This window comes from Rothia sp. HMSC076D04, from assembly GCF_001814645.1.
Lineage (GTDB): Bacteria > Actinomycetota > Actinomycetes > Actinomycetales > Micrococcaceae > Rothia > Rothia mucilaginosa.
On the sequence record NZ_KV817370.1, the window covers coordinates 70,910 to 93,824 of the forward strand.

Annotated in this window: 22 protein-coding genes; 9 read left to right on the forward strand and 13 right to left on the reverse strand. The window is 59.5% G+C overall.

Annotated elements, in window-relative coordinates; all coding sequences use genetic code 11:
- Positions 1-103: 103 nt before the first annotated feature.
- Complete coding sequence (locus tag HMPREF2980_RS06455; RefSeq protein ID WP_246823694.1) at positions 104-664, reverse strand: NUDIX hydrolase; 561 nt, start codon at positions 662-664, stop codon at positions 104-106.
- Between the two features lie 260 nt (positions 665-924).
- Between HMPREF2980_RS06455 and HMPREF2980_RS06460 the strand changes: the two genes are divergently transcribed.
- Positions 925-2,577: a hypothetical protein gene (locus HMPREF2980_RS06460; protein ID WP_246823695.1), complete on the forward strand. Its 1,653-nt coding sequence runs from the start codon at positions 925-927 to the stop codon at positions 2,575-2,577.
- 139 nt (positions 2,578-2,716) lie between these two features.
- On the opposite strand, the gene HMPREF2980_RS06465 is transcribed toward HMPREF2980_RS06460, so the two are convergent.
- Positions 2,717-4,210, reverse strand: coding sequence for an amino acid permease (locus tag HMPREF2980_RS06465; RefSeq protein ID WP_005508477.1), 1,494 nt, complete (start codon positions 4,208-4,210; stop codon positions 2,717-2,719).
- Between the two features lie 311 nt (positions 4,211-4,521).
- The gene (locus tag HMPREF2980_RS06470; protein WP_210399294.1) at positions 4,522-5,049 is read right to left on the reverse strand and encodes an OsmC family protein; all 528 of its coding nucleotides are present in this window, start codon (positions 5,047-5,049) and stop codon (positions 4,522-4,524) included.
- A 223-nt stretch (positions 5,050-5,272) separates the two neighbouring features.
- On the opposite strand from HMPREF2980_RS06470, the gene HMPREF2980_RS06475 reads away from it, so the two are divergent.
- The 3 genes from HMPREF2980_RS06475 to HMPREF2980_RS06485 all read left to right on the forward strand — a co-directional run bounded on the left by HMPREF2980_RS06475 (position 5,273) and on the right by HMPREF2980_RS06485 (position 7,975).
- Positions 5,273-6,124: an AzlC family ABC transporter permease gene (locus HMPREF2980_RS06475; RefSeq protein WP_070690934.1), complete on the forward strand. Its 852-nt coding sequence runs from the start codon at positions 5,273-5,275 to the stop codon at positions 6,122-6,124.
- A 518-nt stretch (positions 6,125-6,642) separates the two neighbouring features.
- Positions 6,643-6,978: a branched-chain amino acid transporter permease gene (locus HMPREF2980_RS06480; RefSeq protein ID WP_005505182.1), complete on the forward strand. Its 336-nt coding sequence runs from the start codon at positions 6,643-6,645 to the stop codon at positions 6,976-6,978.
- 10 nt (positions 6,979-6,988) lie between these two features.
- Positions 6,989-7,975 carry an AzlC family ABC transporter permease gene (locus HMPREF2980_RS06485; RefSeq protein WP_070690937.1) on the forward strand — a complete coding sequence of 329 codons (987 nt, stop codon included), beginning with the start codon at positions 6,989-6,991 and terminating at the stop codon, positions 7,973-7,975.
- Positions 7,976-8,190: 215 nt separating this feature from the next.
- Here HMPREF2980_RS06485 and tpx read toward each other — a convergent pair whose 3' ends face one another.
- Positions 8,191-8,691: a thiol peroxidase gene (gene tpx, locus HMPREF2980_RS06490; protein WP_070690939.1), complete on the reverse strand. Its 501-nt coding sequence runs from the start codon at positions 8,689-8,691 to the stop codon at positions 8,191-8,193.
- A 174-nt stretch (positions 8,692-8,865) separates the two neighbouring features.
- Here tpx and HMPREF2980_RS06495 point away from each other — a divergent pair, with 174 nt between their 5' ends.
- From HMPREF2980_RS06495 to HMPREF2980_RS06510, 4 genes are all read left to right on the forward strand, one after another.
- Entirely contained in the window at positions 8,866-9,747 is an 882-nt protein-coding gene (locus tag HMPREF2980_RS06495; protein WP_141755947.1) for a hypothetical protein, read from the forward strand.
- Between the two features lie 203 nt (positions 9,748-9,950).
- Positions 9,951-10,727, forward strand: a complete 777-nt coding sequence (locus HMPREF2980_RS06500; protein ID WP_070690945.1) for an LppP/LprE family lipoprotein — start codon at positions 9,951-9,953, stop codon at positions 10,725-10,727.
- A gap of 465 nt (positions 10,728-11,192) precedes the next feature.
- Positions 11,193-11,585: a DoxX family protein gene (locus tag HMPREF2980_RS06505; RefSeq protein WP_070690947.1), complete on the forward strand. Its 393-nt coding sequence runs from the start codon at positions 11,193-11,195 to the stop codon at positions 11,583-11,585.
- A gap of 166 nt (positions 11,586-11,751) precedes the next feature.
- Positions 11,752-12,009 (forward strand): GlsB/YeaQ/YmgE family stress response membrane protein, encoded by a 258-nt coding sequence (locus HMPREF2980_RS06510; RefSeq protein ID WP_070675807.1) that lies wholly within the window; start codon positions 11,752-11,754, stop codon positions 12,007-12,009.
- Positions 12,010-12,163: 154 nt separating this feature from the next.
- Here the strand turns inward: HMPREF2980_RS06510 and HMPREF2980_RS06515 are convergent, their stop codons facing one another.
- Positions 12,164-12,532 (reverse strand): zinc ribbon domain-containing protein YjdM, encoded by a 369-nt coding sequence (locus HMPREF2980_RS06515; protein WP_070690950.1) that lies wholly within the window; start codon positions 12,530-12,532, stop codon positions 12,164-12,166.
- A gap of 359 nt (positions 12,533-12,891) precedes the next feature.
- Here HMPREF2980_RS06515 and HMPREF2980_RS06520 point away from each other — a divergent pair, with 359 nt between their 5' ends.
- A complete protein-coding gene (locus tag HMPREF2980_RS06520; RefSeq protein WP_005505155.1) occupies positions 12,892-13,104 on the forward strand; it encodes a TOBE domain-containing protein in 213 nt (70 codons plus the stop codon).
- Positions 13,105-13,248: 144 nt separating this feature from the next.
- On the opposite strand, the gene HMPREF2980_RS06525 is transcribed toward HMPREF2980_RS06520, so the two are convergent.
- The 8 genes from HMPREF2980_RS06525 to HMPREF2980_RS06560 form a co-directional block, all read right to left on the reverse strand.
- A complete protein-coding gene (locus tag HMPREF2980_RS06525) occupies positions 13,249-14,451 on the reverse strand; it encodes a hypothetical protein (protein ID WP_070690953.1) in 1,203 nt (400 codons plus the stop codon).
- 384 nt (positions 14,452-14,835) lie between these two features.
- Entirely contained in the window at positions 14,836-15,921 is a 1,086-nt protein-coding gene (ychF, locus tag HMPREF2980_RS06530; RefSeq protein WP_005505132.1) for a redox-regulated ATPase YchF, read from the reverse strand.
- Positions 15,922-16,217: 296 nt separating this feature from the next.
- Complete coding sequence (locus HMPREF2980_RS06535) at positions 16,218-16,850, reverse strand: response regulator transcription factor (RefSeq protein ID WP_005508461.1); 633 nt, start codon at positions 16,848-16,850, stop codon at positions 16,218-16,220.
- Between the two features lie 138 nt (positions 16,851-16,988).
- Positions 16,989-18,251 carry a sensor histidine kinase gene (locus HMPREF2980_RS06540; RefSeq protein WP_070690955.1) on the reverse strand — a complete coding sequence of 421 codons (1,263 nt, stop codon included), beginning with the start codon at positions 18,249-18,251 and terminating at the stop codon, positions 16,989-16,991.
- Positions 18,252-18,410: 159 nt separating this feature from the next.
- Positions 18,411-19,172, reverse strand: coding sequence for an ABC transporter permease (locus HMPREF2980_RS06545; RefSeq protein WP_070690958.1), 762 nt, complete (start codon positions 19,170-19,172; stop codon positions 18,411-18,413).
- A 69-nt stretch (positions 19,173-19,241) separates the two neighbouring features.
- Positions 19,242-20,195, reverse strand: coding sequence for an ABC transporter ATP-binding protein (locus tag HMPREF2980_RS06550; RefSeq protein ID WP_070593688.1), 954 nt, complete (start codon positions 20,193-20,195; stop codon positions 19,242-19,244).
- A gap of 382 nt (positions 20,196-20,577) precedes the next feature.
- Positions 20,578-21,663 (reverse strand): 4-hydroxy-3-methylbut-2-enyl diphosphate reductase, encoded by a 1,086-nt coding sequence (locus HMPREF2980_RS06555; RefSeq protein WP_049341830.1) that lies wholly within the window; start codon positions 21,661-21,663, stop codon positions 20,578-20,580.
- 27 nt (positions 21,664-21,690) lie between these two features.
- A complete protein-coding gene (locus tag HMPREF2980_RS06560; RefSeq protein ID WP_070666121.1) occupies positions 21,691-22,908 on the reverse strand; it encodes a dehydrogenase in 1,218 nt (405 codons plus the stop codon).
- Positions 22,909-22,915: the final 7 nt, after the last annotated feature.

A 22,915-nucleotide genomic window follows, 5' to 3' on the forward strand; every position in this document is an offset into this window, starting at 1 on the left:
GTGGCGGCTTCTCCTCGCGGTGTTCTGTGTTGAGGGTACCGGATGTACCTGTGTACCTCATGTGTGCCGCCCGCCAGGTCAGGGGGCACGTTGGGCGCGGTGGTTACGGTAGCGGGGTGCGTGCCAGCAGCGGGAAGATCTGCTCGGTATTCAGCGGTGCCTGCGCGGCGCTATCGGAGGGGCTGCTCATGGCGGGGTTAACCCAGCGCAGCTCAGCGATTTCGGCCTGCGGCACCAGCGTAACCAGCTGCTCGTGCTGCTCATCGGTGGGGGCGTATTCGAAGGTTTCGGCGCGCACCGTAAAGCCTGCCTCGTTCAGCGCCGCCGCTTCCAGCAGTCCGAGGTGGTGCATCCGGGCAGGGTTGGGGGTGAGCCCGATTTCTTCGCTCACTTCGCGGCAGGCGGTCTGTAGCGGGGTTTCCCCCGGTTCGGGTTTGCCGCCGGGCATCATGAACCCGTCGCTACCCTGTTTGCGCACGGTGAGTACGAGCCCGTCCCGGTTGCGGATTGCCACGGCGCACACGTTGACGACGCGGTGCGTGCTGTCGATGGCGCTGTGCTCAGTAGCGTTGCGCTCGGCGGGCTCAGCTGCCTGGGCGGGCTGAGCAGGCTGGGCTGCTTCTACTCGGTTCTGCGGGTTCTGGTTCTGCGGGTTCTTCTGCATGGGCATCTTTCTACCCTAGCATTTCCCTGTCTTCTGCCCGGCGCTGTGCGTGTTTGTCTTATTCATCCGCCCTATTGTGTGCCCTGCGGGTAGTGGTTTTACGTAATATTTCGGCGAGTTATCTTATGTCCGGTTCATGCGTTTAGGTGCGTGTTACGGTGTAATTAACCGCGATGTCGCGGTACCGTATACGCACTCGACTTGGCGCGATACAGGAAGAGTGCGAATCGCTCAATCACTCATGTAGAAGGAACTTCGTGATGGCTAACTCTTCTCGTGCCCGCCGCTACGGTAGCGCCGGCGCTTCTGTTCTTCTTGCCGCCTCCTTGAGCCTGGGCGCTCTGCCTTCTGTTGCGGCAGCGAATACCCCGAATCCGGATAACCCGCCGGTTATTACGGTCTACAACTACAAGGTTGAGACCAACACCCGTGAGTTGAAGACCGCCCTGCGTCTGAACAAGATTACGTTCAAGGCATCGAAACTGCCCGCGAAAACTACCGCTTTCGCCCCGGCTTTGCATGAGGCAAACCATAGGGGTTTCCCGTTTCTGAACCCGATTCAGACGGTGCGCGTTGAGGGCCCGTTCAAGGATGGCACGGCGACTGCGACCCATTACGTTCCCGGTAGCCTGATTGACCCAGCGAAGAACTACAGCTTCGTCGCTAATATCATCGTTGATGGTTACGGGGGCGGTCAGATTCTGCGCATGGACGTTGTGAAGGATAGCGCTGCACCGGTTCTGCACGTGGATTCGCCGCGTCTGAACACCAAGGGTGAGACCGTGTTGAAGGTGCGCGGTACCGGCTACACCGGTGAGGCGACCCCGCACGGTGTGCGCGTGGTGGTGTCTGATACGAATGTGTGGGTTCCCGGTCGTTTTCCCCAGCAGGGTATGCGTTTCGTGGCTGAGGTGACCGTACCTGCTTCGCAGATTCACAACGGCGCTTTTGAGACGGAGGTGAAGGTCCCGGCGGATGTTGCGGCGACGCTGAATACCTCTCACAAGTACATTGCGGGCACCATGGCTGCCGGCGTTGAGGGTGCTGAGTACGGTTCGTTTGATGCTCAGAAGCCTCTTGAGCTTTTCGCGCAGGAGCCTGTGGTTTCTGCGGTTCCGACTTATGCCCCGACGGTGGCTCCGCTACCGGAGGCAACCATTGGTGTTAACCCGACCGACGCACCCACCGTAGCACCCCTGCCCGAAGCAACCGTTGGCGTGAACCCCACTGACGCACCCACCGTGGCACCCCTGCCCGAGGCAACCATTGGTGTTAACCCGACCGATGCGCCCACCGTGGCACCCCTGCCGGAAGCAACCGTAGGCGTAAACCCGACCGACGCGCCCACCGTGGCACCCCTGCCCGAAGCAACCGTAGGCGTTAACCCGACGGATGCACCCACCGTGGCACCGCTTCCCGAAGCAACCGTAGGTGTAAACCCCACTGATGCACCCACCGTGGCGCCGCTGCCGGAAGCAACCGTGGGAGTGAACCCCACTGACGCACCGACCGTGGCGCCCCTGCCCGAGGCAACCATCGGCGTGAACCCGACCGACGCGCCGACGGTTCCCGCTCTGCCGGAAGCAACAGTCGGCGTGAACCCCACTGACGCACCGACGGTTCCCGCTCTGCCGGAAGCACCGGTTGCCGATAAGACCCCCAACGCTGACAAGCTGGAGGACGCAACCGTAGCGCATCCTAAGAGCAAACCAGCTCAGAGCAAGCCCGCTCAGGAGGCTCCGGTGACCGCCGCCCGCTCGTCTCAGGACAGCCTCGTTAAGGAGAGCAGCCCCAAGAAGGCTACCCTGGCGAACACCGGCGCATCCAGCGTTGGCGTGGTTGTTGGCATTGGTGTTGCTGCAATCTGTGCTGGTCTTGGCTTGAGTGTTCTGCGCTCGCGCCGCCGCTCCTAAGAGCTACAGGGCGCACAGTCTAGCCCACCCGTGCGGAATAAACTGCGGATAGCAAAGAGCCGCCGGCTCCCCCTCAGTCAGGGGAACCGGCGGCTCTTCACGTATCAGCTAATTCAATCAGCTGGCGCAATCGTTCGCGTTACTTCGAAGCCTTAACCTCGATGCCGCTCACGTCAATCTGTTCCAGCGGAATCAGGCGGTCACGAGTGACCACGCGGTGCACCAGCCAGACCGCGATAATCACGGGCAGACCAATGTAGGAGCTGAGCACGCCAGCCCAGTCGCCGCTCAGGAACGCCTCGTAGTTCTGGCCGCCAATAACGACCAGGCACATGAGGAAGGCGATAATCGGGCCTGCGGGGAAGAACGGTGCCACGTAGGGTAGGTCCTTCAGGCTATTGCCCTGCTTCAGGTACGCGCGGCGGAAACGGTAGTGAGCCACGGCGATACCCACCCAGGTGATGAAGCCAGCCAGACCGGACACGTTCACCAGCCACAGGTACGCGCCGTCCGGCGAGAGCAGTGCAGCGATGAAGCCGACCGCGCCGATAGCTGCGGTAGCCAGCAGCGCGTTCATGGGCACGCCGCCGGAGTTGATGCGGGTGAACATCTTCGGTGCCTTACCCTCCTGGGCGAGCGCGAAGAGCATACGAGCCGAAACGTACAGGCCCGAGTTACCTGCAGAGAGCACTGCGGAGAGGATCACGGCGTTCATGATGGCTGCCGCGAAGGCGATGCCCGCACGCTCGAAGATGAGGGTGAACGGGGAGATGTTGATGTTACCGTCCGCTGCGGTGAGCAGGTTCGGGTCGGAGTAAGGAATCAGGAAGCCGATGACGACCATCGCGCCGATGTAGAAGAGCATGATGCGCCAGAACACGCTGGTCAGTGCGCGGGGCACGTCGCGGCGGGGGTTCTCAGATTCGCCGGCAGCCACACCAATCATTTCGGTGCCCTGGAAGGAGAAGCCTGCCACCATGAAGATGGCGAGTACGGCGGGTGCGCCGCCGACGAAGGGTGCCTCACCGACGGTCCAGTTGGAGACGCCCGGGGAGCTACCGCCCAGGATGCCGAAGATCATGGCGATACCCGCGATGAGGAAGACGACCACGGTAACGACCTTGATGGTGGCGAGCCAGAATTCGCTTTCACCGTAGGAGCGTGCCGAGAGGGCGTTGATGCCGGTCAGTAGCACGAGGAATCCTGCCGCCCACACCCAGGATGGGATGTCCGGGAACCAGTACCTCATCACCTCACCGACGGCGACGAGTTCGGCGGCGACGGTAATCGCCCAGTTGAACCAGTAGTTCCAACCCATGGCGAAGCCGAAGGACGGGGACACGTAGCGTGCCGCGTAGGTCTGGAATGCGCCGGGGACGGGCAGGTGCGCCGCCATCTCGCCGAGGGACTGCATGAGGAACAGCACCATGATGCCGATGAGGGCGTAGGCGAGGATTGCGCCGCCGGGGCCTGCGGTGGAGATGGTCTTACCGGAGGCGACGAAGAGGCCGGTGCCGATTGCGCCGCCGATTGCGATCATCTGCATGTGGCGGGCGGAGAGGCCTCGCTTCAGTTCACCCTCTGCGGGGGTGGCTTCCGATGCAGCGCCGGAAGTCTCTGTAGGCTGTGCCATGTCAGGTCTTCTTTCTGAGGCTATTGCTTCGTGCGTTTGCTAGCGGTCTAGTCTGTGGTGTCCAGTCTAGTCTTGCTGGGGGTGGTGCCGCCGAAGGTTTGTGCCTGGGTCAAGAAATTCTTTAATCATAAGGATTTCTTACGTACCGTAAGTTTTCCTAATCTGAGGGTCAATCCTACTCGCTTTTGAGGCTCTTTTCCACCCAAAACCACAAAAACACAGAAAAACCCTCCCGTACCCGCTTCATCACAAGCGGTACGGGAGGGTTCCCTATCAGGCTAATTCACCCGATCTATTCAGCTCACCCGGCTTTAGTCAGCCAGGTTGTGGAACGAAACGTTCGTGGGGTGCTCCACGGTACGAGAAACGGTGCAATCCTTCTGCTCGCTGAGCTGAATCAGACGGTCCACCATCTTCTGCGCCTTGGCGCCCTGCTCATCCTCGGGGAATCGCACATCAAAGTCCACCTCAACGTCGTCGAGGCGCACCGCGCCGTCTTCGGTCTGCTTCAGCGCCGAGGCGAGCACCTCAAACACCTCGGGGGTGGAGCGGCGGGAGGTGCCCGCGTCCACGTCCACGGAGGAGCAGCCGGCAATCGCGGCGAGCAGCAGCTCGACCGGGGTCAGCAGGCCCTCGCCCACACCGAAGTCGAGGGTTGCGCCGTTGGCACCGTAGGCACGGTAGCGCAGGCGGTCGATGCGCTCGATCTTGGTCTGGCGGTAGTTGTCGAGTTCGCGGCGTTCCTGCTGGCGCGAGTACACCTTCTTCTGCTCTTCAGCAGTCTGCACGGTGTTGTTCTGCTCGGCGTTGTTCAGCTCAGTGTTGTTCTGCTCAGCCATTGAGGTTCCTTTCGGGTTGTCTGCACGGTCACTAGGTTATTCAGCGCCGCGTTGTTTAGCGTCATTCACTATAAGCGTGTTTCTCATTATTTTATTCCCGGACTCTTTTTCTCGTCGGTCAACCGCTTGCTCCTATACACTGGAAAACCGCGGCGGAGCTTCGAAGTCCCTCACGCACACAGTAGATTTTTTGAAGAGCACAACATACACAAGGAACTCTTTTATGGCACAGACCCCCGGCGCTGAGCATCCCGGCACTGAACGTACGAGGCGTCCCGGCACTGGGCGTACGAGCACGCAGAATGATTTCCGCTTGGCTGTTGCGGATTCTTCCGTGGTGATGCTCGGTATTGCTGTGCTGGGTTTGGGTTTGGGTATTATCCTCAACGCTCACGGCCTGCCGATCTGGACTGCACCGCTGCTATCTGCCCTAGTTTTTGCCGGTTCGGTGGAGTTTTTGATGGTGGGCATGGTCAGTGGTGGCGCACCTCTAGCGTCGATTGCGTTGACGGTGTTCCTGGTGAATGCACGCCACCTGGTGTACGGTCTTTCCTACCCGTTGCACAATGTGAAGGGTTTCTGGGCTAAGGCTCTGGCGATTCACACTCTTTGCGATGAGGCGTTCGCGCTCAACTCCGGTCCCGATCGTAATGAGCGTTCGGGTGCGCGTATTCTGTGGGTGAACGTGCTGATTTACGTGTCGTGGGTTCTGAGCGTAGTCCTCGGGTATGTGCTAGGCGCGAGCTTCCTCAGTAATCTGAAGGGCGTGGACTTCGTGATGGTGGCTATCTTCACGGTTCTTGCGATGGACGGCTACCGCGCCAACCCGGATCGTGTGACGGCGCTCTTTGTGGCGGTTTCGGCGGCGGTTGCGCTGATTTTTGCGCCGTCCTCGTTCCTGGTGGCGGCGTTGGGTTCGTATGTGGTGCTGCTGCTGGCGCGTTTCCCGGTGGCGAAGCGCCGTGGTACGCTGCCGCATCGTGCTGTGCATGAGGTAGCGGCTGAGGCTGAAAGCGCCGCGGAGACCTCAGGCACCGCCGCTACCGCTGATGCTCCCGCTTCCACACAGCGGTAAGAACGTTACATACGTGTTCGAAACCGGTTAGGATAGATGAGTGGAGCTTCGCTCTCCCCTCTTTCTATTTCTAGGATTACTAAGATGCCTCCCGCGCGAACCTGCACGGAGGCTCCCAGAGGTGAAGGTACCCCATGACTCAGATGAAAGACACCGCTAAGGAAACTAGCGACGCAGAACGCTGTGCCGCCCCGGAGTAACACCGCACCGGGAGCGGCATCACCCGAGGTCACACACGAGAACTACTGTCGCGCGCAACTACCCGCGCTGAACTATCCACGCAGAAAACTCGTGCAGGAGGAACAACCCTCCGCCTCCATGTTTCGCGGCTTTCATCAACTCACGTACCTACCGCACTACTTAGCCCCCAGCCTCTTCTTCGGTTGGGCTCTCCCTACCCTTTTTCGCGGATGCTTTCACGGCTTCACCCGCGCCCCTCTTTCGGGGACTCTTCCCCCCCCTTTCGGGGCACTCTTTCGGAGTCTTTCGCTGAGTATGTGCAGAAAGAGAAAATCTTCATGAACAGTGAAGTGACCACCGGCTATATTCTTGCCGCAATTCTTGTGGCTGCAGGTATTACGTTCCTGCTTCGTTTGCTTCCCTTCGGCCTGAAGAAGGCTCTGGCTGGCTCCGAACTTTTGGATGCGCTTAGCCACTGGATTCCGCTCGGCGCTGTTGCGCTGCTTGCCATCTATGCGGTGGCGAAGATTAATTATTCTTCCGTTGAAACGGCGGCACCGTACCTGGCGGGTCTGGTGGTGACCGTGGGGGCGCACCTGTGGCGCAAGAATATGGTGCTAAGCATGGTTGCGGGTACCGTCACCTGCGTTGTGCTGGCTAACTGGGTTTTCTAGGAGGGTCACGATGAGCATCTCTAAGAATCCTGTTTCTTCCACTACTGTTTCCACCACTGCTGCTTCTCAGCCTGCACCGCAGCAGGCGAGCCAACCCGCGCCCCATCAGGCTTCTCCCGAGCAGGTAGAACAGGTCATTGCTTCTGCGCTTCCGCTAACCGGCATGATTCCCGTGGTGGAGGCTCCCGCCTCCCCCGATGCACAGGGGCCGCAGCAGCCGCGCGAGAGCGGCTTCGCCGAGGCGATGCGCGTTGCCGGTGTGATTATGCTGGGCCTGTTCTTTGTCGGCATTGGTCTGGGCGTGCTGGTGCACAGTTACGGTCTGCCGTTCTGGGTGGCGCCCCTGCTGCCGCTCCTGGTTTTTGCCGGTTCCGTAGAGTTCGTGCTGATCGACATGATCTCGAATCATGCCTCGCTGTTCTCTATCGCCGTGATGACTCTGCTCATTAATTCCCGCCACCTCATGTACGGTCTGTCCTACCCGATTGAGCGGGTGCGTGGCGGCTTGGCGAAGTTCTACACCGTGTACACGCTCATTGATGAGGCGTATGCACTGAATACGGGCCCGGACCGCCATAAGCTGCGTGCCTCCCGCATCCTGTGGATTCACGCGGGCCTGCATTTGAGCGTCCTAGCGAGCGCAACGCTCGGCTACGTACTAGGTGCAAGCTTCTTGAGTGAGCTCAAGGGCGTGGATTTTGTGATGACGGCACTCTTTGCGGTGCTCGCCATCGATGCATATCAGAGTTCAAAAGACCATACCACCGCGGCTATCGCAGGCGTGTCTGCGGCGGTTGGTTTGTTGGTGTCGCCGCAATCGATGCTACTGATTTCGATGGTGGTGTACATTCTGCTGCTGGTGTCGCGTTTTGTGGTAGCTAAGCGCCGCGGCACCCTGCCGGAGCATATGCTGGTCGCGGATGAGGACCCCGCCGAAGCCGCCGAAACTGCCGAAACCTCCGACGCTCCCGGCCATCCCGGCACCTCCGCACACTAAGTCTGAATCGCGCACTAAGTCTGGATATAGTAAAGCGCCCCGCCCACCCGAAATACCGGGTGGGCGGGGCGTTATGCTGTCGCCAGCCGCATGTGTGGGTGAACCCCAGATCATGCACTGTAGACGTTCAGTATCTGCTGTGCTGTGTACCGCCAGGTGTCCCTGACGGAAGTACTATGCGGGTGCCGGCACCTTGTCCGGCTCCCGTACTAAGCTTACTTGATAGCTGCCAGGGCTGCTTCGTAGTTGGGCTCGTTGGTGGTTTCGGGAACCAGCTCGGTGTAGACAACCTTACCATCGGGGTTCACGACGACCACGGAGCGTGCCAGCAGGCCAGCCAGGGGGCCGTCCACGAGCTTCACGCCGAAGTCCTCACCGAAGGAGGAGCGGAAAGCGGAGGAGGTCACAACGTTCTCAATGCCCTCGGCTGCGCAGAAGCGGCCGATTGCGAAGGGCAGGTCGTTGGAGACGCACAGCACGACGGTGTTCTCCAGGCCTGCAGCCTGCTTGTTGAAGGTGCGGACGCTGTTTGCGCAGACACCGGTGTCGACGGAGGGGAAGATGTTCAGCACCAGGTTCTTACCTGCGAAATCTGCGGAGGAAATCTCGGAGAGATCAGCCGCGAGAACCGAAAATTCGGGCAGCTTTGCGCCGACTGCGGGCAGGTCGCCGTTGGTGTGGATTACGAGTTCATTCTGTAGAGTTACTTCAGCCATGCTTTCATTGTCCCCCGGATGCGGCGGGTGTGCAAGGAGACACAGGCGTTAGCGGGTGTAGTTTCCGTATAGCTGATTTCCCGCTGCGCCGTTTCACCCCGGCGGCACCTCTACAATGGGCAGGTGAGCATTTTGAGGCACGTATCTTCCCGCTTGGCGCCGCTGGCACATCCCGTGACGAATTTCAGGGCACTCCGTCAGGACCTGCGCCGTCAGCGAGTGGAGGGTCGTGCCCTCATTGATCCGCAGAATACATACCACCCGAGTGTGCGCGCTGAGTTGCGCCGCATGTTCACACGCCCGTTCCCCGTGGAGACACAGACGCTCATTTGTAATGCCCTGTTGGCGGCAATCTGCTGGTACCTGCTCCCGGAAGCCTGGCGTTCGTGGCTATTCAGCGAGTTTAAGGGCCCGGCTGGTTTTGCGCTGGTGATGGTCGGTTGGATGGTTGCGGACGTCACCTCAACGAACCTGATGGGCCACGATGAGGAGCATGCGCTGCGTGCGTTGCGCAGTAGCGACCCGCACGCCCTGCACCTGTTCGTGCGCACGAAGGCTATTGCAATCGGTCTGATCACGGGTGTTTCTGGCACTCTGCTGGCGCTGGTTCTGCACAGTCAGGACAAGAACCTGACCCCCACGCTCATGATGTCCCTGTCGTTCTTTGTGGTGCCGGCTATTGTGGTGTCCCTGGGCTCGATTCTGGGCGTGATTTATCCGTACCGTCTGCGCGGCTGGCAGTTCCGCTGGGCGCACCGCAAGAATCTGCGGATGAGTGCCCACTGGGTTCTGCTCTGTTTCGGGCCGGGCTGGGTGCTGGGTACGGTGCTGATGTCGCTGATGTTCCCGTCGATTTTCCTGTCGGATGCGCTCGCGCGCCTTCTCAACCCCGGCGTGGATCCGCGCGATGTTGCGTTCCGGCCGCTGCTGTTTTCGCTGACTTTGTGGGCTCAGGGCGCGATTAGTCTGTGGGTTTTTCCGCGGATTACGGCGCGTATTGCGACCGCGAGGCGCGGGTGGCTGGTGCACTATCTGACGGACGATAAGGTCTGCTAGCCGGTTTTTGGTGCTGGGTGTTTGGGCCGGGGGTTTGGGCTGGGCAGCTGCTCACGCATGTCACGGTAACGAACGGCGCTGGTAACGAACGGCACTGACCGCGCGCACCACGTGCCCGCCTCTTTTTCCCTATACTGGACGAGTTCACTATTCACTTCTTGACCAGCACCGATGCGCGCTGCCGTGCATCTTCAGGAGTATCCATGTCTTCTAATCGCCGCCGTTTCACCGGCCGTACCGCTTTGGCTCTACCCGCATTGGGCGCCGCTCTAGCTCTTGTTGTCACTTCCTGCTCGGCAAGCACTGATTCTGCTGTTTCGGGTACCGTAGTGTCTTCTTCTAGCAGCGCTTCTGCATCCGCGAGCGCGACCTCCACTCAGGCGCTGTTCCCGACCCCGTCGGCGAGCCCGAGCGCATCCGCGAGCGCTACCCCGAGTGCTTCGTCGCCTGCTCCGGTGCCGTCGGTGGTGACGATTACGGTTCATGCTGAGCCGACCGCATCCGAGTCGAAGCCGGATTCCAAGTCTGAAGCTAAGTCTGAGTCGAAGAAGGATTCCACCTGCGCGTCTGATTCTGCATCGACCGTGGTGTCTAAGGCTCTGCGCGAGCTGAAGAATAAGAGCAAGTGGGATCAGTGGACGAACGTTTCGGCAAGCTACGAGGGTTACGACCCCTGTGCTGAGCTGTCGTGGATTGACGCGATTCCGGGTTCTTCCCCGTCTTCGTGTTGCACCGCGGCGATGGTGCACCACATTCTGCTGTTCCACCGCGGCAAGTTCATTGGTACCGCAACCTATGAGCCGTACTCGTTCTCTCCGGTGATTACCCGTACCTCGGACAGCTCGATTAGCGTGACCTACCGTTACATGAAGGAAGACGAGAAGGTACACAACGCGAGCGGTCGCACGACTGCTGAGTTCAGCTGGAGCTCTTCGCAGAACAAGGTTGTGATGACCGGTGAGGTTCCGCCGAGCTACTAGACCGAGCGAATAGCCGGTTCACCTTATAGGCTACGTGTTTGAAGCCCAGGAGGTTGGGCATACGAGAAACCCGCCGTCTCGCATATGGTTCATATGTGAGACGGCGGGTTTTCCGTTGCTTAAGGATATGTAGAGTGCCCGAGGGCTAGCTGTTTAGGCAGCGAACTTCTTGTAGCCGAAGTATGCAGCGCCTGCCAGGATAGCGATGAACAGAATCTTCTTCATGATGTACTCCTTTGATTGTTCCGGTTGGCACCCGGTGTTTTACTCCGTCTGGCGACTCACCTAAAGATAAGGGTAGGCGGAGCGTCATCCGCACGTGGTGCCGTTGTCCCCTATCTTACCTGCTTTTGAACAATGTTTTCTGTTTGACGTGCCGAGTCCGCATTTTAGACAGTCAAACACGCAGCGGTTCAGCGTGCCCTGAGCCAAGGAATACGCCTCTGACGGACGCATAATGGGAGCATGAGTATTTTTAAGAAGAAAGAGTACAGCGCTGAGCGCTCGGCTACTCGCATGGCTCGTGCCCTCGCTGTGATGGGTGCACTGCACTTCATCATCCCGGATCCCTTCGACTCGATTGTGCCGAAGTACCTGCCGGGTCCTCCCCACGCGTACACTCACGGTTCGGGTGTAGCTGAGCTGGGCACCGCTGCCCTGCTGGCTAATGATAAGACCCGCCGTGCCGGTGGCCTGCTTGCGGCTCTGCTGTTTGTTGCGGTGTTCCCCGCGAACATTCAGATGGCTTTGGATGCGCGTAACCAGTCCACTCAGCGTAAGGCTATTGCGTACAGTCGCCTGCCCCTGCAACTGCCGCTGATTTGTAGCGCTCTGAAGATTTGGCGTAAGTCGAAGTAGTCGCTTCGTTCATTAGGAACGGCACCTCAGTGTTTTACACGTAAAACATTGAGGTGCTGTTTACCTTAACATACCCGTTATTAAGCTTTCCGTAACCAGCATTGCCTACACTGGAAATAACACGCCACCTGTCACAGCGGCAGGTGTACAACCTTTGGAGAGAACAATGGGCACTCTTATTGGCACCATTATCACCGGCGCAATTATTGGCGCGATTGCACGTTTCTTCATGCGAGGCCGCCAGAATATTTCGCTTCTTTGGACCATTGTCTGCGGCGCTATCGGCGCGGCTATCGGCAACTGGGCGGCCGCTCAGCTGGGCGTTGCCGTAACCGACGGTATCGACTGGATGCGTGGGATTCTTTCGGTCTTCGCGGCGATGCTGACCATCTCCCTGTACCTGGGCATGACCGGCAGGAAGTAGCAATCCGACCCATTGAGGGCTCACGGAGTCCCTCATATGCAAAGGCGGCACCTCCCCTAGCGTGAGCTAGTGCGGGAGGTGCCGCCTTTTCTGTGCCTCGCAAGAGGCGTTACGTCTTCTTGGCTTATATCGCCTGGGCTTACGCCTTCTTGATTTATGCCTTCTTCACCACGGAGGACTTCAGGTACATCTGGCCTGCGCCGGGGACCTTCGCCTCAATGTCGTGGCCGTTGACGGGGGATTCGAGCAGGCGGATGCCGCGCACCTTGGTGCCTGCCTTGATGTCTGCGCCGCCCTTGACCTTCAGACCCTTGACGATGGTGACGGAGTCGCCGTCGACGAGCTCGTTACCGACGGAGTCGAGAACCTTGGTGCCTGCTTCTTCTTCGGTTTCGCCGGCTGCGGTGCGTTCCCATTCGTGGCCGCACATGGGGCATGCCCAGAGTTCGCCCATTTCGTAGGTGTAGTTTTCGTTGCATTCGGGGCAGGCGGGTGCTTCGATTTCGTTGAGGTTTTCGCTCATGGTTCCTTCTTCGATCTGTGCGGATGCGCCGCTCCCCTGCGCCTGCTTGCCGCTGTGTTGGGCGGTGGTGCTGCGGCGTGTGGGCGCGCGTCAGCCAGGCTGGGGTGCGACGGTGGAGGATGCGAGGATTCTCGCGTTCGTGCTGACTATACCATTTGGCAGGCGTGAACCGCATGTGCGGGGCTGGTTTTTGCCGGTCTTTTGGGGCGGGTGCAGGGCGTGGGTGAAGCCGAAAATAAAATTTGCCTGGTTTGTGCGTAATATTTACGAAAATTCGGGTTTTTGCTCATTATGCAGAAGATAAGGTGTGTAAAGTATCTAGAGCATTTGTACGTTTATTGAGTGAAAGGCACGGCTTCATGAAGCTTTCTGCACGTAACCAGTTCGCTGGCAAGGTTGTTGAGATCACCGAGGGTGCAACCAACGGCATCGTTAAGATCGAGATCGCTCCCGAGGTTGTTATCTCTGCATCGATCACCAACGAGTCCATTAAGGAACTGGGCCTGAAGGTTGGCGAGACCGCTTACGCAGTTATCAAGGCTTCCAACGTTATGGTTGGTGCTGACCACTAATCCCGGTCAATAAGGCTTATGCCCGGTAGCTGCCTAGGCAGCTCGTAAGGGCGAATAAAGCGGGGCCCCGCACTGTACATTCACAGTGCGGGGCTCCGCTTTTATGTTTTTATCGCTTAGACGTTGAAGCGGAACTCCACCACGTCACGGTGTAGTCAGACGTTTCAGGGCGGTAAGCGATAACCTACGAGGAGAGGCCCCATTCCAGGGTCCAATTTCCGTGGCTGCCTTTTCCAGCCCTTCCCCATAGGTTTCCCACAATTTGGGGCACTTTTCACTGATCCACTCGAATCCCTGACGGACATCGGCGCCATCAATTCCCCAGTCCCTTATGCAATCCGATTCAATTGCGGAAGCTAGATTCTTAATCATCCACTTCGATTGAAGGTCATCGACATCGGCAACCCATCCAACCGCTCTGATGAGCCAGGCGGCTGTAGCAGTCACGCGCTCAGTCGCTCCTTCAAGTTCCCACTCATCAAACGAGCATAGGGCACCTTGACGTAGCAGAGAAGCGAGAGCTGTAGCAATTCCATATTTTAGAGCCCTTACCTCTGCCTCTTCCTCAAACAACTTTCCGTCTCGGCACCTCAGTTCCATATCTTTGACTGCCAGGAGGGCACCTGTCAGAACATTCAGTTTAAGCCCCTTGGGAGCACGAGAATCAATCCTCTCAACCGCATCAAGAAGAGGACCCGTTGCTTGAGGAAGAGCAAGAACCAGATCCTGGTAGAAGCGGTGATTTTGGGGTTGCTTTTCTGCAGTCGGTCCTGTAACAAGGTCGACGATGCGCGAGGTCTCAATCTTTGCTCCCTGTCTTTTTGCTTCCTTAATGAATCCGAGCAACCCGGGATAGGGTTCGTATCCATCACGTTCTGCATAGCGACGCTCGAACCCGTCAACATAAAGGCTCACAACAGCATCAGTCAGATCATCTTGCACCTTCGCGCCAGAGGACAATCCAGGAAGCGGAAGAGCAGGATTGGCGCGAAGAAGAGTAAGAAGGAAATCCTGGTCCTCTTTCTTATACCCGCTAACCTCCTTCCATAACTTCTCCAGATGCGTGGGATATGAGGCTCGCTCAATAATCTCCGGTAGCGCATCGCGTCGCTGGCGTTGAGAAATTAACATTTGATTCTCGAGGATTTTGGCTTGCAGCTCGCTGTCACGTTTTGCTTGTTCGCTATCACGTTTTGCCTGTTTAGCTCCCATCCTCCATAACACAATGGAGATGATTGTAGTGACCACAAAGGATGCTACAGTGACCACAAAGGATGCAAAACCCAAGAGAAGCGTCGGGTCATCCCACGACCATTTAGCTAAAAAAGATTCCCACCATCCGGGCATTTCTTATCCTTTCTTATTCTTAGACGTTGAAGCGGAGCTCCGCCACGTCACATTCATAAGCCAGTATTACTTTTTCACTGAAGACATTATTTTAATTCTAACATTACGATTCATTATCATAAATCAGAATTTCGTTCATTCTCGTCAACGTAGACCAGAAGACTTGTCACGAGCATGAGCGCCTGGAGGTCTTCGGTGCAATAGGTTCGTTATTCTCTTCATTTGCTTCATTATTTACAGTCATATCCATCTTTCGTATCTCTTGATCCGAGAATTATTACAAATTCAGCTTGCGGTTAAAGGGTACAAAAAATCCGGTGACAGTGAGATGAATTTCGTCATCCCTCCATCACCGGATTCTCAAAGTCCTATCGACCCGTCAGCTTAGACGTTGAAGCGGAACTCCACCACGTCGCCGTCCTGCATGATGTAGTCCTTACCCTCCATACGGACCTTACCGCGAGCCTTCGCCTCCGCCATGGAGCCAGCCTCATCCAGGTCCTTGAAAGACACAACCTCAGCCTTAATGAAGCCGCGCTCAAAATCAGAGTGAATCACGCCAGCAGCCTGCGGCGCAGTATCACCCTTATAAATAGTCCAGGCGCGAGCCTCCTTCGGGCCAGCAGTCAGATAAGTCTGCAAACCCAGGGTCGAGAAGCCCACACGAGCCAGCTGGTCCAGGCCGGACTCATCCTGACCGTTCATCTCCAGCATCTCGCGAGCCTCCTCCTCAGACAGCTCCACCAGATCAGCCTCCAGCTTCGCATCCAAGAACACAGCCTCAGCCGGCGCCACCATGTCACGCAGCTCCTGCTGCTTCTCCTCAGACGCCAGAATGCCCTCATCCGCGTTGAACACGTAAATGAACGGCTTAGCAGTCAGCAGGTTCAGCTCCTTCAAATGAGCCAGCTCCAGCTTCGCGTCCTTCGCACGAGAAATGATGGTGTCACCATCCTCCAGGATCTTCTGCGCAGCCTTATAAGTCTCCAGCTGAGCGGCGTCACCCTTCTTAATCTTCACAGCCTTCTCCAGACGCGGAATAGCGTTCTCCAAAGTCTGCAGGTCAGCCAGAATCAGCTCAGTGTTAATGGTCTCCATATCGGAGGCGGGGTCGACCTTGCCGTCCACGTGAATGACGTCCGGGTCATCAAACGCACGCACCACCTGGGCGATAGCGTGCGCCTCACGAATGTTCGCGAGGAACTTATTACCCAAGCCCTCACCCTCAGAAGCGCCCTTCACAATACCCGCAATATCAACGAACGAAACAGTCGCAGGCAGAATACGCTCCGAACCAAAAATCTCAGCCAGACGGTTCAGACGCGCATCCGGCAGGTTCACCACGCCCACGTTCGGGTCAATGGTCGCGAACGGGTAGTTAGCCGCCAGCACAGTGTTGCCGGTCAGAGCGTTGAACAGGGTGGACTTGCCCACGTTAGGCAGGCCAACAATGCCGATAGTTAGAGCCACAAGTTTTCCTTCGAATCATGTACCCCGCCAAACACTCAGGATGCGCCGCGTACGTGATGCGGCGGGTGCGGGCGGGCACAGGGCGAAAATGGTGCCCGCTTCCAAGCGCGACACCGCCAGCCTCAAGAAGAAACGGGTGCGGGGCGCCTGCGGGCATAGACACTACCATTCTACCGTGTTCGCGCAGGAGCCGCCCCGAGTGCAGGGATAGGCGCCGCTTAGGAGAAAGTGAAGGCGAAAAACTGAGGCGAGGAAGCATCATCACTCCCCCGCCCGAATTATTGAGAAGCAGCGGGCTAAAGCCAGCCGTTCTCCGTGGCGATACGCACCGCATCCTGACGAGTCGACGCACCCGTCTTCGCCATCGCCGCCGACAAATAATTACGCACCGTACCCGCCGACAAAAACAACGCCGACGCAATCTGCTGAGCCGTACCACCCGACGCCGCCTCACGCAGCACCTGCGCCTCACGCTCCGTCAACGGAGAAGCACCCGTCACCAAAGAATCCGCCGCCAACGACGGATCCACCACACGCAACCCCGCATGCACACGACGAATCGCCTCCGCCAACTGGCGCGCACCCGTATCCTTCACCACAAAACCACTCGCACCAGCCTCCAACGCACGGCGCACATAGCCGGGGCGGCCAAACGTCGTCACAATCAGCGTGCGCACCGGCTCACCCGACTCACTCACCGCACCCGCATCACGCAGCGCCGCAGCCGCCTCAATACCATCAGCCAGCAAAGTACCGGGCATCTGCACATCCAACAGCACCACGTCCGGCTTCAACAGCGCGACAGCGCCCAACACCTCATCACCACTACCGACCTGACCCACAATCTGCAGGTCAACCTCCAAACCCAGCAGAGCGGCAAGAGCCTCACGGATGAGCTGCTGATCGTCAGCGAGCAGAACACGAATCATGGGAGCCTCCCAGGGGTGAATACGGGGTGATAACGGCGGGCGGAACAACCGCGTGAGGTTGTCTACCACCACCATACAGGGGCGGGTAGCTCCCCCGTCCAGGGCGCGGCGCTAAGTTCCACAATCTACAGCACCTATTTACAGCAGTGAGGTGTCGCCGTCCATGCTCACGCGGATGCGCGTGCCCACCCCACCGCCAGGGTTCTCCGCCAGCCACTGCGCGGGGGCCGGCTCAATCACCACACTACCGCCGGATGCCGCCACACGCTGAGCCATACCCGTCAGCCCGTTACCGCGAGCATCGCCCACACCCACGCCGTTATCGAGGATGTCCAGACCGGTTGCGCTCAGACGCACCCGCGCCGCGTTCGCACCCGAGTGGCGCACCATGTTCGTGACCGCCTCACGCAGCACCCAGGAGAACAGCTTCGCGTTCACACCAGCCACCGCGAGCGCATTCTGAGCCTCCGGCAGTTCGGCGCGAATACCGGCGGTCTGCAGGGCACGACCCGCACCCTCAATCTCACCCGAGAAGTCGGGCACACGCAGGCGCGTCACGGTTGAACGAACCTCCGCCAGGGATGCGCGGGACAGCTGCGCGATTGCCTCCATTTCCGCGCCGGCGCGGGCGGGGTCAATCTCCAGCAGGCGCTGCGCCAGCTCCGCTTTGAGGGTGATGACGGTCAGGGAGTGACCCAGCACGTCGTGCACGTCGCGGGCGATCTCTTCACGTTCCTCGGAGAGCGCCAGGGATGCACGCGCTACGTCCGCACGTTCGCCGAGCTCAATCAGGTAGGAGAAGCCCAGCATGCCCACCATCGGCGCACCGATAAAGAGGGCGATACCGCCGCGCGCGGTGACGTCAAAACCGCTGCCCGCCATAAAGATTAGCCAGCAGACCAGGGCAATCGTCGCTGCCACACCGAAGCGCAGGCGGTACGGGGCGATTGTGCCAAAAATCCAGAACGCCACAAAGTACATGCTGAACGACAAGAACACCGTATACGCCGATTCCAGCCGCAGCGCCGTCAGGCCAGCCACAGGCAGAGCCATCAGTATCGTCCAGATGACGCTTCGACGCACCGTGGAGGCGACCGGCACCAGCCACGGCACCGCGTACGCCGAGCAGTTCACCACCGCAAACAGCGCCACCAGCGCCACACCGGCCCAGCGCACCGGCCCCAGCTCCGGGGTGGTGAGGAAGCTGTCCAGCGGCATGAGCAGAAACACCAGCCACGGGGCGCTAAAGCCCAGCGCCAGCCAGTTCACGTTGCCGCTGCGTTCCCGGTGGAGGAAGCGGAAGCGGTGCTTGCCCAGGGTGCGCTTCGCGGCGGAGGGTGCCGCCTCGTTCTCCGTGTGGGGGTGTTCGTTCTCGTAGGAATGGGTGTGGGTTTCGGTCATGGTTCTAGCCTAACGTGCGGGTGCCGCGGGTGCAGATACCACCGGTGCGGCATTGTTAGTAGCAGCGGTGTCAGTAGGGGCTGTGTTAGTAGGAACAGTGTGAGTGGGTACGGCTTCCGCCGCGACCTTAGGGTTCAAGGCTGCGGCGGGAAGAAGCGTTTAGCGGCGGGTTGCGCGGCGCATCAGCAGGGCAGAAACACCCAGGAAAATCGCCGCCCACGCTGCCAGGCTCACCACTGCGTACCAGAGCGGCTCGGTGACGAACCAGTCCTCACCACCGCCCAGAATAATGGTCTGACCTGCACTGAAGGGGTAACGGGCAATCTCAGCGGCACCGTACAGCGGGGTGAAACGGGCGTAGTTCAGCAGGTCGGTGCTCAGCGGGGAGAATACGGTGCCGAAGAAGCTCATAATCACCAGCAGACCGTTCGCAATGGACACGGCGTTCTCGTTACGAATCAGCAGGCCCATCATGATGCCGTAGAAGGCGAACACCAGACCGCACAGCACCGTCAGCGCGCCAGCGGCAAGCTGCTGGTTCACCGGGATCTCAACGCCGGTAAACATGCCCACAATGTTCACCGCAATCACCGGCACCGCAGAAATCACCAGGGCGGTCAGCGACTTCGCGCCCAGGTACTTGCCGGTGGTCAGCGGGGTCAGCGCCAGCTGGCGGTTCCAGCCGCTCGAGAGCTCGGTGACGGTGCTGCCACTAATCGCCACGGTGTTCTGCACGGCACCGTACAGCGCCATTCCAATCATGACGTACGCTGCTACGTTGCCGTCGCCCATCGGCTGGGAGGAGTAGTCCTGCATCGCGCCGAAGAGCAGGAAGAAGACGATGGGCAGTGCCACGCCGAAGAAGAAACGGTCGGTCGAGAGGATAGAAGCGCGGATGTCGTAGAGTGCGTAGCGGAGCATGATGTTTTCCTTGAGGTGTGTAGCGGCGGTGTAGCGTTTAGATGATGTGGTGTTTAGGCAGTCTGATGTTTAGGCGTCGGATGCCTTGGAGGCGGCGGCCTGCTCGGTCAGCAGGGTGAAGGACTCGTCCAGGGAGGGCTTGGTGACCTCCAGGTCGCTGATGCTGTAGTTATTCAGCAGAGTGCGCAGTACCTGCTCAATCTCCAGCACGGAGATGCGGTGGCGGTACCCTCCGGACTCTTCGGTCACCTCGACCGGCACATCCAGGTCGGTGATGGGCGCGGGTGCGAGGAAGGAAAGGTGGCGGTGGCCGGTCAGGGCGCGAATCTCATCGGAGGAGCCGTCAGCAATGATGGAGCCGGATTCCATGAGCACGATGCGCTGGGCGAAGTTCTGTGCTTCTTCCAGGTAGTGCGTCGCAAAAAGAATGGTCGTTCCACGTTCTGCGATGGCTTCCATACGCTCCCAGAAGGTGCGGCGCGCATTCACGTCCATGCCGGCGGTCGGCTCGTCCAGAATCAGCAGTTCCGGCGAGTGCATGGTCGCCAGGGCGTAACGCAGACGCTGCTGCTGACCGCCCGAGCACTTGCCGACCTTACGCTTAGCAATATCGGTCAGGTCGGCACCGGCGAGTACCTCATCCACGTCAATGGGCTTGGGGTACAGCGCCGCAATCATCTCGACCGTGGCGCGGATCGTCAGATCCTTGAGCAGGCCACCGGTCTGCTGAACCGCACCGAGCAGACCGGCGCGTGCAGCCTCGGAGGCGTTGCGACCGAAGACGCTCAACTCACCGCCGCTGGGCTGGGTCAGACCAAGAATCATGTCGATGAGGGTGGTCTTACCTGCGCCATTGGGGCCGAGCAGGGCGATGATTTCGCCACGTTTGACGGTCAGGTCAATCGAGTCGACGGCGACCACGGTGCCTGCCGCACGGGTGGTGAAAACCTGGCGGAGGGAGCGGGCAGAAATAACGGTTTCTGCGGTGTTGTGCTTGCTGTTCTGAAGTGCTGCGGTGTTCATGTTTCTATTACACCGCCGGTTTTCGCGCCGCTGCGGTACAGAGTGTCATGACCTGCACATGACAAATGTCATGAGTTGAGGACATGCGAGCATCGCGGTCGGTTACGCAAAGCGGGGGCTCCGTCCTCAAGGCGCCTGTATCAATCGTTGTTGGGGCGCCGCAGAAGGGGAACTCCCCCAGCAGCGGAGGCGGTCACGCGAAGCGGGGGCTCCGTCCTCAAGGCGCCCCAGCGCCGCAGAGGGGGCACTCCCCCGCGTGGCGTGACAGCAAAAGCTGTGCAAATACCCCTACCCGTGCATCCTGCACAGCAGATACAAAAATCCCCGTATCCAATCCCAAACGGGAGAAGATACGGGGATCTATAAGCTCTTGAGCAAGCCTTTAACGAGTGGGCTTAGCGCCGCGGCCACCGAGCTGGCGGCCCACGTTCTCGTCATTCTTCAGAGCGGAACGCAGTTCCTTCGGCAGGGAGAAGAGAATATCTTCCTTCGCGGTCTCGACCTCTTCGATGGTGCTGTAGCCGTACTCGGCGAGCAGAGCCAGCACCTCCTGAACCAGAACCTCGGGCACGGACGCGCCGGAGGTCAGGCCCACGGTTGCTACACCCTCGAACCAGGATTCGTCGACCTGGTGTGCGAAGTCCACACGCTCGGCACGCTTAGCGCCGTATTCGAGTGCTACTTCCTTCAGGCGCACGGAGTTCGAGGAGTTCGCCGAACCGACCACAATCACCAGGTCTGCGCGCGGAGCGATCTCCTTGATAGCGCCCTGGCGGTTGGAGGTTGCGTAGCAGATGTCGTCCGAGGGCGGATCCTGCAGGGACGGGAAACGCTCACGCAGACGCGCCACGGTTTCGAGGGTCTCGTCCACGGACAGGGTGGTCTGAGAAATCCAGACGACCTTTTCCGGGTTGCGGACGGTCACCTGGTCCACCTCGTCGGGCGAGTTCACGATCTGGATGTGCTCGGGCGCCTCACCTGCGGTACCTTCGACCTCTTCGTGGCCGGTGTGACCAATGAGCAGGATGTCGTAGTCCTGCTTGGCGAAGCGCACAGCTTCGCGGTGCACCTTGTTCACCAGGGGGCAGGTCGCGTCAATGGTGTTCAGCGAGCGCTCACCGGCAGCCGAAACCACTGCGGGGGACACTCCGTGCGCGGAGAACACGGTCACGGAACCTTCGGGTACTTCGTCCACTTCATCAACGAAGATTGCGCCCTGCTTTTCCAGGGTCTCCACCACGTGGCGGTTGTGAACAATCTGCTTGCGCACGTAGACGGGCGCGCCGTAGTGTTCCAGCGCCTTCTCGACAGCAATCACGGCACGGTCAACGCCGGCGCAGTAACCGCGCGGGGTGGCGAGCAGGACCTTCTTCTCGCCGTTGACGGGTGCGGCGGCTTCAACGTCGGCGCGGCTGCGGCGCTCGCGGGGTACGGGCGGCAGGCCCAGGGCAATAGTTTCAGTGGACATGATTACTATCCTACGTTGTTCGGACTTTTAGTGTGTGATGACTGTGGCACCGCTCGCAGAGCTACGTCCCAGGGCGATGAGGCGAATCAGAATACCGATCAGCAGGGCGAGAATCGCCATGACCAGCCCGTAGCTTGCCGCCGCCTGCAAGTGCCCGGTCAGTGACGGTGCAAGCTGGTTCCATACCCCGGTAATCAGCGCCGTTCCGGCGGTGCTGTGGCTGGTAATTCCCAGGGATTCAGGGGTTTGGCCGCCGAACCAGGCTGCCGCGCCCCAGCCCAGCAGGGCGTAGAGCAGAGCCGTGAACACCGGCACCAGGATGCGGTGCCTGGGTGCCAGCAGCGTAGCCAGCAGCAGGCTCAGCACCGAAATGATGGTCAGCGGCATGGTGGACTTGCCCAGCGCGGCGGCACGGTTAATGCCTGCGTGCAGGAACCACTCCTGCTGCTCCTGTTGTCCCTGCTGACTGTTGCCGTCCTTCACCCGGTCAATGTTGAGGGTTTCAGGGCCGAGCTTGGTCAGGTCAGGGTCGAAGGAGCCGATAGAGCCGACCTTCGCGTCCAGCGCACGGTAGAAGGGGGTGAGCACAATGACGGCGGGGCCGTCCTGGTGTTCAAGGTTGTAGCGGCGAGTTTCCTCGGCTATTTCCTTCCAGAGGCTTCGATATTCTTCAGTTTTTGACAGCTCAGCCGCGGAACGGTTGAGCATGGAACGTATGCCGTCTTGTGTCGGCTTTACAAGAATGGAGTATAAGCCGCTTTGTTTGGTGCCGTCGAGGAAGGTTGTCATAGCCTCCGACTTCATGAGGTCTTCGACTGCGCCGTCCGCGATGCGCGAGGCGAGCTGCGAATCCTCCGCCAGGTTGGAGGAAATCTGCGAGAAACCGCGCTCTGACATGAGCTTGGAGTTCACCCAGGCACCCGCGGTTGCACCCAGACCGGTCACCAGGGCCAGGGCGCACAGCACAACGGTCAGGAACCTCCGCAAACCTGCCGCAAAAGGAGGCTCGGGGGCGGCATGCAGTTCAGCCTTGGTGGAGGCTGCGGCGTGGCCGAGCGTGCGCGTGGGCTGTAGCAGAGTGGTGTCTTCATCCGCCGTATAGTAGCCGTCCGTGCGGGTAATCCGAGTATCGACGACTCGGGTCGCGTCCGCCGGGTAGTTTTGCGCGCCAGTACCCGCCGCTGACGAAGCCGCGGCGGTGTTGAGGGCGTTGTTCTGATGTGCTGACTGATCGGGTGAGCGCATGAGCCTA